The sequence below is a fragment of the Streptomyces sp. 7R007 genome (genome assembly GCF_054850255.1).
Window position 1 is genome coordinate 37,079 of record NZ_JBTWMV010000030.1, and the last position, 14,826, is coordinate 51,904.

Genomic DNA, 14,826 nt, shown 5'->3' on the forward strand with positions numbered 1-14,826 from the left:
CCTCCCTCAGCCCTCCTCTCACCCCACACCACCCGCCTCCCTTAGCCCTCCCTCTCCCACACACCACCCGCCCCTCCCAAGCCCTCCCCCACCCCACCCCGGCTCCCGTCGTCTCCCCGCCTCCTCAAACGGTCCGTTGGTCCCCCGCCCCTCCCCCGGTGCGTGCGGGTTGGTCCCGTGGGGGTGGGTACTCGGAGGGCCCGTGTCGTTGTCGCGTCGGTGATTTCAGGAGGGCTCCATGGGCGCGCTGGACCTGCCCGAACCCGTCGTCCGCCGCACCGGGACCGCACCCCCGGTCGACCCGGACCGGCTGGAGGCCGCGCTGCGTGACCGCGTCGACGGCGAGGTGCGGTTCGACGCCGGGAGCCGCGCGGCGTACGCCACGGACGCCTCGAACTTCCGGCAGACCCCGATCGGCGTGGTCGTCCCCCGTACCCCCGACGCGGCCGCCGAAGCCGTCGCCGTCGCGCGCGAGCACGGCGCACCCGTGCTGTCGCGGGGCGGTGGGACCAGCCTCGCCGGGCAGTGCTGCAACACGGCCGTGGTGATCGACTGGTCGAAGTACTGCCACCGCATCGAGTCCGTGGACGAACAGGCCCGCACCTGCGTCGTGCAGCCCGGCATCGTCCTCGACGACCTCAACCGGCAGCTCGCCCCCACCGGCCTGCGCTACGGTCCCGAACCCGCCACCCACGCCAACTGCTGCATCGGCGGCATGATCGGCAACAACTCCTGCGGCGCCACCGCCCAGGCGCACGGCAAGGTCGTCGACAACATCGCCCGCCTGGAGGTGCTGCTCTACGACGGCACGCGCTTCTGGTGCGGCGAGACCAGCGACGAGGAGTACGCCGAGATCGAGCGGCAGGGCGATCTACGGGCCGCCGTCTACCGGCAGTTGCGCGCCCTGCGCGACCGGTACGCCGACGAGATCCGCCGCCGCTACCCCGACATCCCGCGCCGCGTCTCCGGCTACAACCTGGACTCCCTCCTGCCCGAGCACGACTTCGACGTCGCCGGACTCCTGGTGGGCAGCGAATCCACGCTCGTCACCGTGCTGCGGGCGGAGCTGGAGCTGGTGCCGGTGGTCAGGGAACGCACGCTGGTGGTGCTCGGCTTCCCGGAGATCTCCGTGGCCGCCGACGCGGTCCCGGCCATCCTGCCGTACGAGCCGATCGCGCTGGAGGGCGTGGACGCGCGGCTGATCAGGGACGAGCGGATCAAGCACCTCAACGAGAAGGCGCTCGCCGAACTCCCCGACGGCAACGCCTACTTGATGGTGCAGTTCGGCGGCGACACGGTCGAGGAGGCCGACGAGCGGGCGCACCGGATGCTGGCCGGGCTCAACGAGTCCGAGCACGACGCCGAGGTCGCCTTCCTCGACGACCCCACGCACGAGGACCAGTTGTGGCAGGTGCGCGAGGCCGGGCTCGGCGCCACCGCGCACATCCCGGGCCACCCCGACACCTTCGAGGGCTGGGAGGACTCGGCGGTGCCGCCCGACCGGCTGGGCGAGTACCTGCGCCGACTGCGCGCCCTGTTCGACGAGTTCGGGTACCTGACCGACACCGGGCCCAGTCTCTACGGCCACTTCGGGCAGGGCTGTGTGCACACCCGGATCCCCTTCGACCTGTACAGCGCGGACGGGGTCGCGCACTACCGGCGGTTCATGGAGCGCGCCGCCGACCTGGTCGTGGAGTTCGGCGGGTCCTTCTCCGGCGAGCACGGCGACGGGCAGAGCCGGGGCGAGCTGCTGCCGCGCATGTTCGGGGACGAACTCGTGGAGGCCTTCGGGCGGTTGAAGGCCGTCTTCGACCCGCTGGACCGGATGAACCCCGGGAAGGTCGTGGCGCCGTACAAGCTGGACGAGAATCTGCGCCTGGGCAGCGACTGGGCCCCGTACGACCCTCGTGACCTGCACTTCCGTTTCCCGGACGACGGGCACTCGTTCGCCGAGGCCGCCAACAGGTGTGTGGGCGTGGGCAAGTGCCGCCAGCTGACCAACAAGGGCGGGTCCGTGATGTGTCCGTCCTACCAGGTCACACGGGAGGAGGAGCACTCCACACGGGGCCGGGCGCGGCTGCTGTTCGAGATGCTCGACGGGCACGGCGACAGCGCGATCCGCGACGGCTGGCGCTCGGAGGCGGTCCGGGACGCCCTCGATCTGTGTCTGGCGTGCAAGGGCTGCAAGCAGGACTGCCCGGCCGACGTCGACATGGCCACGTACAAGGCGGAGTTCCTGTCCCACCACTACGAGGGACGGCCCTGGCGCAGGCCGCGCTCCGACTTCTCCATGGGCTGGCTGCCGGCCGTCGCCCAGGCGGTCGGCCGCGCCCGTCTCGGCCCCGTCGTCAACGCGCTCACCCACACCCCGCCCCTGTCCAGGGCGGCCGTCGCGCTCGCGGGCGTCGAGGACCGGGAGGTGCCGCTGTTCGCGCCGCGGACGCTGCAGCAGTGGTTCGCGGGACGGCGGGAGCCGTACGGCGACGGGGCGCGCGGCAGCGTGCTGCTGTGGCCGGACACCTTCACCAACTTCTTCCACCCGCACATCGGACAGGCGGCCGTGGAGGTGCTGGAGCGCGCGGGCTGGCGGGTGGAGCTGCCGCAGGAGCCGCTGTGCTGCGGGCTGACCTGGATCTCGACCGGGCAACTGGACGTCGCCGAGCGGGTGTTGAGCCGTACCGTGCGCCGGCTCGCGCCGCATGTGCGGGCCGGCGGGCTGGTGGTCGGGCTGGAGCCGAGCTGTACGACCGTCTTCCGCTCCGACATGGGCGAGCTGTTCCCCGGCGACCGGGACGTGCGCCGGCTGCGCGACCAGACGGTCACGTTCGCCGAACTCCTCACCGAGCACAGCCCCGGCTACGAGCCGCCGCAGGTGCCGGAGCGGTCGGCGCGGGCGCTGGCGCAGGTGCACTGTCACCAGCACGCGGTGCTCGGCTGGGAGGCCGACCAGAAGCTGCTGCGGCGGGCCGGCGTCGACGTGGAACGCCTGGAGGCCGGCTGCTGCGGGCTGGCGGGCAACTTCGGCTTTGAGCGTGGCCACCTGGACGTCAGCAAGGCGTGCGCGGAACGGGTGCTGCTGCCCCGGCTGCGGTCCGAGGACGCCGGCACGGTGGTCCTGGCCGACGGCTTCAGCTGCCGCACCCAGATCCACGAGTTCGACTCCGGCGCCCACGAGGGTGTCCACCTGGCCGAACTCCTCGCTTCCGCCCTCCCCGGCACCGCCCACGGCAGCGCCTACGCCACGGCGCCGGAGGCCCGCCCGACCCCGCCGGGCCGCTGGGCCAGGACGGCGGCCCTGGCGGGGGCGGCCGGCCTTGCGGCGGCCGGCGTGGCGGGAGTGGCCGGGGTGATGCGCGCGGCTCGGCGGTGAGGCGGCGCGCGGTCCCGTGACGAGGGTGTGGCGTCGAGCGCGGTGGCGGCTACCGTCCCAGCGCCGCCAGCACCTCCGCGCAGATCGCCAGCGCCGTCTCCGCCGGGGTCCGGGCGCCAATGTCGAGGCCGATGGGGCCGTGGACGCGGGCGAGGTGCTCGTCGGACAGGCCCGCCGCGCGCAGACCCGCCGCGCGGCGCTCCTGCGTGTGCCGGGAGCCCAGGGCGCCGACGTACGCGATGCCCGAGGTCAGGGCCGTGTGCAGGGTCGGGACGTCGACGTCGGGCTCGTGGCTGAGCAGGACCAGGCAGGCGCCGGGGCGCTCACGGAGCGCCTTCGCGGCCTCCTGCGCGGCCGGTGTGACGGTGGCCTGCCAGCCCAGCAAGTCCGCCTGCGCGGTGAGGAGTCCGGCGAGTTCGCCGCCGCCGACGATGACGAGGTGCGGGACGGCGGGGCAGGTCTCGACGAGCACGAGCCCGGCGTCGGCGGCGGACGTCTCGCGGCCGGCGCGGTGCCGGGCGAGCAGGGCGCGGGCCCGGTCGGCGGCCTCGGAGCGCGTGCCGGCGGTGACGACCTCGCTGACGGCCCGCGTGCGCTCCTCGTCCAGCCGGGTGAGCAGGGCCGCGTCAGCTCCCTCGGCGAGCAGCTCCCACCAGCGGGCCGGTACGGCGTCGAGCCGCTGGAGCAGGATCTCGGCCTGTCCCCCGCAGGTGAGCCCGGCCTGCGTCACGCCCTCGTCGTGCACGGCGACGGCGCAGACCCGGGCCGTGTGCCCGGCGGGCAGCGCGGCGGCCTCGGCGGCCAGCCGCCCGTCGAAGGCGCCCTGGTAGAGCGTGCCGTGACAGCCGCCGTCCGTGTCGATCAGGAGCGCGTCGGCGGGGTGCCGGGGCCCGAAGCCCCGCTCGGTGACGGGCCGCGCCAGCACGGCCTCACGCCTCTCCGCCGCCCACCGTCGTGCCGTGTCCGCCAGTTCGCGCATGCCGTCAGCCTAGTCAGTACACGTCCCGTACGTACCTCTTGTCGGCCGCCAGCTGCTTGACGTAGGCCGCCGCCCCCGCCTCGTCGAGGCCGCCGTGCACGGCGGCGATGTCCCGCAGCGCCTGGTCGACGTCCTTGGCCATGCGGGAGGCGTCCCCGCAGACGTAGAAGTGGGCGCCGTCCTGCAGCCAGGACCACAGCAGCGGGCCGTGCTCGCGCATCCGGTCCTGGACGTAGACCTTGGCGCGCTGGTCGCGGGAGAAGGCGGTGTCGAGGCGGTCGAGGGTGCCGTCGGCGAGGAAGCCGGTGAGCTCCTGCTCGTAGTAGAAGTCGGTGGCCCGGTGCTGTTCGCCGAAGAACAGCCAGTTGGGGCCCCGGTGGCCGAGGGCGCGGCGCTGTTCCAGGAAGCCGAGGAAGGGCGCGACGCCGGTGCCGGGGCCGACCATGACCATCGGTGTGGCGGCGTCGGCGGGCGGCCGGAAGTGCGCGGCGCGCTGGACGTGCACGGGCACCGGGGTGCCGGGTTCGGCGTCGGCGAGGAAGGGGGAGCAGACGCCGTGGCGGGGGCGGCCGTGCAGGTTCTCGTAGCGGACGACGGACACGGTCAGGGAGACCAGGTGGGGGTCGGTCAGCGGGCTGGACGATATGGAGTACAGGCGGGGCTGGAGCCGGCCGAGCACCTCGGCCCACTCCTGGGCGGACGCCCGTACGCCGTACTCGGCGACCACGTCGACGGCCTGCCGGCCCCAGGACCACTTCGCCAGCTCGCCCTTGTTGCCGGGCCGCAGGAGCTTCTTCAACTCCCTCGGGTCGTGGGCGCGTTCGGCGGTGAAACGGAGCAGGCCGGGGGTGATCCGGGTGATGTCCAGGTGCCGTGACAGGGCTTCGGACAGGGGCACTTCCCCCACGCCGGTCACCTCCACCGCGCTGCCGGCGTCCAGTCGGGCGACGGTCAGCCACTCCGCCACCAGGGCAGGGGAGTTGAGCGGCTGGACGCCGAGCGCGTCGCCGGCCTCGTAGAGCAGCGGGGTCTCGCTGTCGCGGGTGTCGAAGGTGAACCGGCGGACCTCCTTGCCGGCGCCGGGGAGGCTGAGGAGGCGGTTGCCGGTGAGGCGGGCGGTGACGGGGGACGGTTTCCTCGGGCGCGGGGCGGGCGGGGCGGGGGCGGCCGGTGTCCCGGCCGGCGCGGTGGCCGGGGCGGGGGCGGCGGCGGGTTCCGGGGCGCCGGACAGGGCCGTGAGGACCCGGTCGAGCCAGGCGTGCGCCGCGTCCTCGAAGTCCGGTTCGCAGTCGGTGCGGGGGGCCAGGCGCAGTGCGCCCAGTTCGTCCAGGCGCCGGTCCAGGCGGCGGCCGTGGCCGCAGAAGTCGTCGTACGACGAGTCGCCGAAGGCGAGGACGGCGTAGCGCCGCCCCTCCATGCGCGGGGTGCCGGGCGCGGCCAGGGTCTCCCAGAAGCCGGCGCCGTTGTCGGGGGCGTCGCCGTCGCCGAAGGTGCTGGTGACCAGCAGCAGGTCCGCGCCGGGCGGCAGCGCGGCGGGGTCGGCCTCGTCCATGCCGAGCAGGGACGCGGCGTGCCCGACGGTCTTCAGCCGCTCGGCGACGGTGGCGGCGAAGTCCTCGGCGTTGCCGGTCTGGGAGGCCCACAGGACGACGACCTCACGGCCCGGCACGGCGGCCGCCGCTCCGACGGTCTCGGCGGCCCGTGAGTACATGCCGGCCAGCACGCCGTTGACCCACAGGGCGTGCTCGGGGCTGAAGGGCGCCGACGGCGGCAGCACCGGAACGCCCGGTGAACCGGAGGGGATGCCGGCGAGGAAGCCCACCAGGTACTGCCGTTCCCGTGCGGTGAGCACCGGCGGCGGAGCCGGTTCGAGCCCGAAGGGACCGGCGGCGGCGGTGGCGACCGCCGGGTCGGCGAGGGGCGTTCGCACGGTCGCCGGTGTGCGGACCGTGACCGCCGTGGCCGCTTTGGTCAGCGACACCGCGCACACCTTCAACTCGGGCTGGAAGGACAGCGGGTCGACGGCGTCGCTGGTGACCGCGTTGACGCTGAGGTACTCGCCGAACAGGTCGTTCCAGTGGAACGGCGCGAAGCAACTCCCCGGCTGCACACGGACGGTGACCACCGCGGGGAGCACCGCCCGGCCGCGCCGCGAGGCGACCTCCACCGAGTCGCCGTCGGCGATGCCGAGCGCGGCGGCGTCGCGCGGGTGCACTTCCGCGAAGGGCCCGGGGTCGAGCTTGTTCAGCTGGGGCACCTTCGCCGTCTTGGTCAGCGTGTGCCACTGGTGCTGCAGGCGCCCGGTGTTGAGGACGAACGGGTAGTCGTCGTCGGGCATCTCGGCGGGCGGGATGTGCGGACGGGCGAAGAAGACGGCACGCCCGCTCGCGGTGGGGAAGGTGAGCGAGCCGTCCTCGTCCACGTACCGCACCGGATTGCGGTCGGGGCCCTCCTCGCTCGCCGCCGGCCACTGCACGGGCGTCCGGCGCAGCCGCTCGTACGTCACCCCGCGCAGGTCCCAGCCGGTCCTGGGGTTCCAGAACCGCTTGATCTCCTCGAAGATCTCCTCGGCGCTCTCGTACGAGAATCCCTCCGCGTAGCCCATCTCCCGCGCGACGGCCGCGATGAGCCGCCAGTCGGCCGTCGCCTCGCCCGGCGGATCGGCGGCCGGGCGGGCGAGGGTGAGGTTGCGCTCGCTGTTGACCAGGACGCCCTCGGTCTCGGTCCACAGCGCGGCGGGCAGCACGACGTCGGCGTAGGCGTTGGTCTCGGTGTCGGCGAAGACGTCCTGGGTGACGACGAACTCGGCGGCCTCCAGGCCCTCGATGACCGTCCTGCGGTTGGCGACGGAGGCGACCGGGTTGGTGCAGATGATCCAGCAGGCTCTGATCTGCCCGTCGGCCATCTTCCGGAACATCTCCACGGTGCCCTTGCCGACGCCGTCGGCGCGCAGCGTCCCGGGCTCCAGCCGCCACAACTCCTCGGTGAACGCCCGCTCTTCGTCGACCAGCACCGAGCGCTGGCCGGGCAGCCCCGGGCCCATGTAGCCCATCTCCCGGCCGCCCATGGCGTTGGGCTGGCCGGTGAGGGAGAACGGCCCGCTGCCGGGACGGCAGATGGCGCCGGTGGCCAGGTGCAGGTTGATCAGGGCGTTGGTGTTCCAGGTGCCGTGCGTGGACTGGTTGAGCCCCATCGTCCAGCAGCTGGTCCACTCCCCCGCCTCGCCGATCAGCCGGGCCGCCTCGCGGAGGTCGGCCTCGGGGATGCCGGTGATCTCGGCGACGGCGGCGGGCGGGTAGTCGGCGAGGAAGGCCGGCATCTCCTCCCAGCCCTCGGTGTGCCGGGCGATGAAGTCGGCGTCGGTGTGCCCGTTCTCGTGCAGCAGGTGCAACAGGCCGTTGAGCAGGGCGAGATCGGTGCCGGGCCTGATCTGCAGGAACAGGTCGGCCTTCGCGGCGGTGGCGGTGCGGCGCGGGTCGACGACGACGAGCCTGGCGCCGGCCGACTTCACCCGGTCCATCATGCGCAGGAACAGGATGGGGTGGCAGTCGGCCATGTTGGAGCCGATGACGAGGAAGAGGTCGGCGCGGTCGAGATCCCGGTACGAGCCCGGGGGGCCGTCGGCGCCGAGCGAGAGCTTGTAGCCGGTGCCGGCACTCGCCATGCACAGCCGGGAGTTCGACTCGATCTGGTTGGTGCGGACGAACCCCTTGGCCAGCTTGTTCGCCAGGTACTGCGCCTCCAGGCTCAGCTGCCCGGAGACGTAGAAGGCGACGGCGTCGGGGCCGTGCTCGTCGATGACGGCGCGCAGGCGCCGCGCGGTCTCCCTGACCGCCGCGTCGGTCCCGGTCGGCACCGGTTCCTCGCCCCGCTCGGGGCGGACCAGGGCCGTGGCCAGCCGTCCCGGCGCGGCGAGCAGGTCGGCCGTGGTGGCGCCCTTGGTGCACAGCCGGCCGCGGTTCGCGGGGTGGTCCTTGTCGCCGGACGCCTTCAGGACCGTACGGCGTCCGTCCGGACCCATGCCGATGTCGAGGACCATGCCGCAGCCCACACCGCAGTAGGAGCAGACCGTCCGCACCTTCCTCGTGTCGGCGTTCCGCGAGTCGGGCGCGGCCACGGGCACCCCCTGCCTTCCCTGATCGTCCCGTGCGGGTGGAGCTGTGGCGACCGTACGAAATGCCCATTACACGGGTGTCTCCTGAGCCGGTCGGCAGGGGTTACGCCGGACGCACAGGAGTGAGCGGTGCGATGTGAGAGGGCTGCCGTCCCCGGATTGCCTATGTTGACATAGGTATCTGGTCATACGTACGCTGCGCACATGCCCCAGCGCACCGCGTCCGCCCCGGACGCCCAGGACATCGACCACGTGGCCGCCGGCCTCGTGGCGTGCCTGCCCGCGCTGGCCCGGGTGCTCGACCGGCGCGTCGGCCAGGACTTCCCGCACCCCAAGCCCCCCGAGGCCCAGATCGCGCTGCTCCGGCACGTCGAGGCCCAGGACGGCGTGACCGTGCGCGAGGCGGCCGAGGCACTGCTGATGAAGCCGAACAACGTCAGCGCGCTGGTCACGCAGATGACCGAGCAGGGACTGCTGGAGCGCCGGCCCGACCCCGCCGACAAGCGGGTCGCCCACCTCCACCTCACCCCGACCTCGCGGGCGCGGCTCGCCGCGGTCAACGCGCTCATGAGCACCCACGTCGCGGACGCGCTGCGCGAACTGACCGAGGGCGAACTGGCCGCCCTCGGCTCCGCGCTGGGCGCCCTGACGGCACTCGACCGGCACCTTCACCGCACCGCCCGCTGAGCCCCCCGGCCGGCGGGCGGTTCCCCGCGCCCGCTCTCCGGCCGGCGCGCACCTCTCGACACCCACGTACGAAGGACAGGCACCGGCATGCCCTCCGCCACCCCCGTCTCCACCACACCCGCCACCCACGCCCCGCCCGCCGGGCAGCCGCACGGCCTGCGGGCCAACCCCTGGCTGACACTGGTCGCCGTCGCCTTCGGCCTCTTCATGGTCGGCCTCGACGGCTCCGTCGTCTCGATCGCCAACCCCGAGATCGGCCGCGACCTGAACGCGTCCACCGCCGACCTCCAGTGGGTCACCAACGCCTACCTGCTCGCGCTCGCCGCCACCCTGATCCTCGGCGGCAAGCTGGGCGACCGGTTCGGGCGCCGCACCTTCTACCTGACCGGCGTCGTGGGCTTCACCCTCTCGTCGGTCGCCATCGGCCTATCGGGGTCCATCACGGGCGTCGTCGTCTTCCGCGCGCTGCAGGGCTTCTTCGGCGCGCTGCTGATGCCGAACACGCTCGGCCTGCTGCGGGCGGTGTTCCCGCCGCGCAAGTTCGGCATGGCGGTGGGCATCTGGGCCATGGTCTCCTCGGTCTCCACCGCGCTCGGCCCCATCGTCGGCGGCCTGCTCGTGCAGCACGTCGACTGGGAGTCGGTGTTCTACATCAACGCCCCCATCGGTGTCGCCGCGCTGGTCTTCAGCGCCGTCGTGCTGCCGCAGAGCCGCAACTCGGCCGCCGCGGGCGAGAAGTTCGACCTCGTCGGGGTCGTGCTGCTGGCCCTGGGGCTGCTCGCCGTGGTGTTCGGCGTCGTCAAGGGCGAGACGTGGGGCTGGACTTCGGGCGGCACGCTGGGCGCGATCGCGGCGGGTGTCGTCCTCGTCGTCGTCTTCGGCCGCCACGAGGCCCGGCACGCCGCGCCGTTGCTGCCCATGCGCCTGTTCCGCAACCCGGCGCTGACGATCGGCGCGGTCGTCACCGCACTCAACTTCTTCGTCCTGCTCGGCGTGATCTTCTTCGTCATGCTCTACCTGCAGAACGTGCGCGGCTTCACCCCGGTCGAGGCCGGGGTGCGCACCCTGCCGCTGAGCCTGGCGTCGGTGGTGGCCTCCCCGCTGGGCGCCGCGCTCACCGAACGGTTCGGACCCCGCTTCACCATGCCGCTGGGCATGTCGCTCCAGGCGATCGCGTGCTTCACGATGCTCGGCTGGAGCGCGCACTCCTCGTACACGGCGATGTGGCCGCCGTTCATCGCCCTCGGTCTGGGCGTCGGCATGGTGATGGCGTCCTCCTCCGACGCCATCGTGGGCAACGCGCCGGTCCGGGACGGCGGTGTCGCGGGCGGCCTGCAGGCGACGGCGCTGCAGATCGGCGGCGCGCTGGGCACGTCGGTGCTGGTCTCGCTGATCGGCAGCCGGGTCGGGTCCACGCTGACCGGCGAGCTGACGTCGGCGGGGGTGCCGGCGGCGACGGCGGCCGGGCTGGCCGGGGCGAAGGACGCGGTCGCCCTGGGCGTCGCCCCGGTCTCCGGGGAGATGCCCGCGCGGCTCAAGTCGGCGGTCGCGGAAGGCAGTCACCAGGCGTTCATGAACGGCGTGCACGCCAGCGTGCTGGTCGCGGGGGTGCTGTGCGTCGCGGGCGCGGTGGTGGCCGCGGCGGGTGTACGGCGCTCCGAGGCACCCGCGGGCCACTGACGGGCCCTCGCCGGCCGACGGGTGCCGACGGGCGGGGACACCCAACGGTCCCGCACAGGAAACCCCAACTCCTTCTGAAAGAAGGGTAACCGGCGGTAACTTCTGCGATGGTCCCCACCGCAACCGCTTACCCCCTCCAGGAGGACACCCTCATGCGAAGACTCCTCGCCATCCTCGCGACGGCGGCCGCGACCCTCGGCGGGCTCACCGCCACCGCCCCGTCCGCGGCCGCCGCCGACTCGGGCAGCTTCAGCGTCCTCAGCTACAACGTGGCCGGGCTGCCCGAGGGCCTGTCCAGCGCCTCGACACCCCGCGACACCAGCAGCACGGCGATCGGCCAGCGGATCGCGCCGTACGACGTCGTCCATGTCGAGGAGGACTTCAACTACCACGCCTACCTCTACGCGGGCGACACCGCGCACACCTACCGGACGCCGACCAGCGGCGGGGCGGGCATCGGCGACGGCCTCAACACACTCTCCAAGATCCCGTACGACGTGGACGACTTCGAGCGGGTCGGCTGGAACTCCTGCCAGCTCGACTCCGGCGACTGCCTGACCCCCAAGGGCTTCACGTTCATGCGCGAGCGGCTCGCCGAGGGCGTGTACGTCGACTTCTACAACCTGCACACCAACGCGGGCACGAACGACGGCGACGAGGCATCCCGCGCCGACAACCTCAACCAGCTCACGGACTTCATCAGCACCCACTCGGCCGGGAACGCCGTCGTGGTCATGGGCGACACCAACACCCGCTACACGCGCTCGGCCGACACCATCGCCGAGTTCGCCTCGGCCAACGGGCTCACCGACGCCTGGGTCCAGCTGATCCGCGGCGGCTCGGCGCCGGCCAAGGGCAGCGACGCGCTGGTGTGCGACCAGTCGGGGGCGACCGTGCCCAACACCTGCGAGGTCGTCGACAAGGTCCTCTACCGCGGCAGCAAGCTGGTCTCGCTCAACGCGACCTACTACAACAACGAGCACGCCAAGTTCCTGACGGACGGCGGGCTGATGCTCTCCGACCACGACCCGATCACGGTGAACTTCTCCTGGTCGCGCACCTCCGCATTCCAGCTCAGCGACCAGTTCGGCGGACCGCACGGCGACTACTTCAACGACATCGACAGCGTCCCGGCCGGCGCCCGTGCCACGGCGATCACGCTGCGCTCCGGCTCCCGCGTCGACCAGATGGGCCTCACCCTGGCCGGCGGCACCACGCTCACCCACGGCGGCACGGGCGGCACGGCGTCGTCGCTGACGCTGGGCAGCGGGGAGTACGTGACCACGGCGTACCTCTGCGAGGGCCAGTACAACAGCCACACGCGGATCTTCTACGCCAAGTACACGACCAACCTGGGCCGCACCCTGGCCGGCGGCACCACCACCTCCGACTGCGTCACCCGTACCGCGCCGTCGGGCTGGCAGATCGCCGGGTTCCACGGCCGCGCCGGGGACGAGGTCGACAAGATCGGCTTCATCTACACGCAGCGGTAAGGGAGTTGGCGGGCGTGGCCGGTGCGCACAGGAATCACCAAAGATGGCCGAGGTGATTGACGCGCACATGGCCACGCCCTACCTTCTGACCGACCATCCGAACCTTGTTCAGAATATCGACCAACGCTTGCCGTCCTTAAGGGCCCCCGCACACCCCTTGGAGCACGCATGGCCCCCTCCCGCCGTCATTTCCTCGGCCTCGCGGCCACCACTCCGCTGGCCGCGACCGGCGCGCTGAGCCTCGGCGCGGGCACCGCGCACGCGGCCGACTCGGCGTACGTGATGTGCTACTTCACCGAGTCGACCTCGCTGGGCGACGGCACCGACTACGGTCTCCACCTCGCCGTCAGCCAGGACGCGCTGGAGTGGACGCCGCTGAACCAGAACAACCCGGTCGTCACGCCCACCGAGGGCGACCTGGGCCTGCGCGACCCGTTCATCCTGCGCAAGCAGGACGGCACGTTCGTCGTCATCGCCACCGACCTCAAGGGCACCGACTGGACGTACGTCAGCCAGTACATCCACGTCTGGTTCTCCACCGACCTGCGCACCTTCACCGGCTACCACCGGCTGAAGCTGCACGACATGGACACCCACGCCTGGGCGCCGGAGGCGTTCTGGGACGCGAGCCGGGGCCGGTACGCGGTGATCTACTCGGCCGTCGACGACAGCGGCCACAACGTCATCATGGTGAATTACACCAGCGACTTCCTCACCGCCTCCGACCCGCAGGTCTTCTTCGACCCCGGCTACGACGTCATCGACGGCGACATGGCCGTGGGCATGAACGGCTACAACTACCTCTATTTCAAGAAGGACCAGACCCTCGTGGGCGCCCGCTCCACCTCACTCGACCCGGGCAGCTTCACGGAGTTCGGCACGGCCGTCTCGCACGGCGGCACCGAGGCCCCGGAACTGGTGAAGTCCCTCACCTCGAACACCTGGTACCTCTACGGCGACACGTACACGCCCAACGGCGTCTTCTACGTCTGGCAGTCCGCCGACCTGTCGTCGGGCACCTGGACCGCCCTGGACCAGAGGACCTACACCCAGCCGGTCAACTCCAAGCACTGCGGCATCCGTTCGATCACGTCGACGGAGTACTCCAACCTGCTGGCGTACTGGGGGACTCCGGCCTGGAACCGCCTCAAGTCCTACAACCACCCGGCCCGTTACGTCCGCCACAGCGACTTCGTCGGCCGGATCGACGAGTATCCGATCGATCCGTACCCCGACTCGGAGTGGAAGCTGGTCCCGGGCCTCGCGGACTCCTCGGGCGTCTCCTTCCAGTCAGTCAACTACCCGACCCGCTACCTGCGCCACTACGACTACCAGCTCCGACTCGACGTCAACGACGGCACGTCGACGTTCGCCGCGGACGCGACCTTCTACCGTACGGCGGGCCTGGCGCAGTCGACCTGGTCGTCGTTCCGGTCGTACAACTACCCCACCCGCTACATCCGCCACTTCGACTACGTCCTGCGCATCGACCCGGTCTCCACGGCCACGGACCGGCAGGACGCGACGTTCCACGTCGGTTACTAGCGCCTCACGCGCGCCGCCCCACCGCCACGAAGGACGAGGCGAAGAAGCGCAGCCGGCCGGTGTCCTGTTCGGCACGGCGGAAGGCCTCGTCCCAGCGGGCGACGTCGTCCGCCGTGGCGACGCCTTCGGCGACCAGGGTGTCGCGGGCGGCCCAGGCGGGACCGCGCATGCCGGGCGGCGGGGTGACGACGTTGATGTGTCCCTCGTAGGCGACGACGTCCAGACCGGCGGCGACGAGGAGTTCGTCGAGCCGCCTGCCCACGGTCAGGTCGTTGCCCCGCTGCCGGTGCATCTCGCGGTAGCACCGGTCCATCTCGTCGAACTCCGGCGGCGCCCCGCGCAGTCCGGACGACGTCACGTCGATGTCGACGAGGTACACCGCGCCGCCGCCGGGCCGGACCAGCGTGCCGAGATGGTCGACGATCGCCTGCTCCCGGCCGCCGTTGTGGGCCAGGACATGCCGGAGCATCACCAGGTCGAAGGTGCCGGCGGGCAGCCCCGTGTCGTCGGCCGCCGCGACGGCGGTCCGCACGTCCACACCGGCCCGCTCCGCGAGCGCCTCGGCGACGGCCACCGCGTCGCCGTCCCGGTCCACGGCCCATACGGCACCGTCCGGGGCGGCGAGCGCGGCCAGCCGTACGGCGATCGCGCCGGGCCCGCAGCCCACGTCGGCGATCCGCGCCCCGGGAACGGCTCCGGCCTCCGCCCAGAGGTCCCGCTCGCGCCGCTCGGCGATCTCGGCCATGAGCCGGTACCGCTCGATCTCCGAGTCACTGAGGACGAGTGAGTAGTCGGCCACGGCGTTCCTTCCTCTCGGGGCGGGGCGCTGTCGGGCGCGGAACGCTTCACATGATGCGCTCACCGGGACAACGACGGAGAGGTACCTCCGGTACCGCCACCTTCCGGTGGAGGCCGCGAAGCCGTCAGGGAGACCGTCGGGGAGAATCCGTACGGACCG

8 protein-coding genes are annotated in these 14,826 nt (G+C 72.4%); 5 read left to right on the forward strand and 3 right to left on the reverse strand.

The features are described 5' to 3' along the window. Positions 1-238: 238 nt before the first annotated feature. Positions 239-3,370, forward strand: a complete 3,132-nt coding sequence (locus ACYF6T_RS30960) for an FAD-binding and (Fe-S)-binding domain-containing protein (RefSeq protein WP_461700580.1) — start codon at positions 239-241, stop codon at positions 3,368-3,370. 49 nt (positions 3,371-3,419) lie between these two features. Here ACYF6T_RS30960 and ACYF6T_RS30965 read toward each other — a convergent pair whose 3' ends face one another. Both ACYF6T_RS30965 and ACYF6T_RS30970 read right to left on the reverse strand, forming a co-directional pair. Then, on the reverse strand, positions 3,420-4,349 hold the full coding sequence (locus tag ACYF6T_RS30965) for an XdhC family protein (RefSeq protein ID WP_461700581.1): 930 nt from the start codon (positions 4,347-4,349) through the stop codon (positions 3,420-3,422). 13 nt (positions 4,350-4,362) lie between these two features. Then, positions 4,363-8,388 (reverse strand): molybdopterin-dependent oxidoreductase, encoded by a 4,026-nt coding sequence (locus ACYF6T_RS30970; protein ID WP_461700643.1) that lies wholly within the window; start codon positions 8,386-8,388, stop codon positions 4,363-4,365. Positions 8,389-8,667: 279 nt separating this feature from the next. Between ACYF6T_RS30970 and ACYF6T_RS30975 the strand changes: the two genes are divergently transcribed. The 4 genes from ACYF6T_RS30975 (at position 8,668) to ACYF6T_RS30990 (ending at position 13,868) form a co-directional block, all read left to right on the forward strand. Next, positions 8,668-9,150, forward strand: coding sequence for a MarR family winged helix-turn-helix transcriptional regulator (locus ACYF6T_RS30975; RefSeq protein WP_461700583.1), 483 nt, complete (start codon positions 8,668-8,670; stop codon positions 9,148-9,150). 87 nt (positions 9,151-9,237) lie between these two features. Next, positions 9,238-10,830: an MFS transporter gene (locus ACYF6T_RS30980; RefSeq protein WP_461700584.1), complete on the forward strand. Its 1,593-nt coding sequence runs from the start codon at positions 9,238-9,240 to the stop codon at positions 10,828-10,830. 152 nt (positions 10,831-10,982) lie between these two features. Further along, positions 10,983-12,323 (forward strand): jacalin-like lectin, encoded by a 1,341-nt coding sequence (locus ACYF6T_RS30985; protein ID WP_461700586.1) that lies wholly within the window; start codon positions 10,983-10,985, stop codon positions 12,321-12,323. A 168-nt stretch (positions 12,324-12,491) separates the two neighbouring features. Continuing rightward, positions 12,492-13,868: a glycoside hydrolase family 43 protein gene (locus ACYF6T_RS30990; protein WP_461700587.1), complete on the forward strand. Its 1,377-nt coding sequence runs from the start codon at positions 12,492-12,494 to the stop codon at positions 13,866-13,868. 4 nt (positions 13,869-13,872) lie between these two features. On the opposite strand, the gene ACYF6T_RS30995 is transcribed toward ACYF6T_RS30990, so the two are convergent. Next, on the reverse strand, positions 13,873-14,667 hold the full coding sequence (locus ACYF6T_RS30995) for a methyltransferase domain-containing protein (RefSeq protein WP_461700588.1): 795 nt from the start codon (positions 14,665-14,667) through the stop codon (positions 13,873-13,875). Positions 14,668-14,826: the final 159 nt, after the last annotated feature.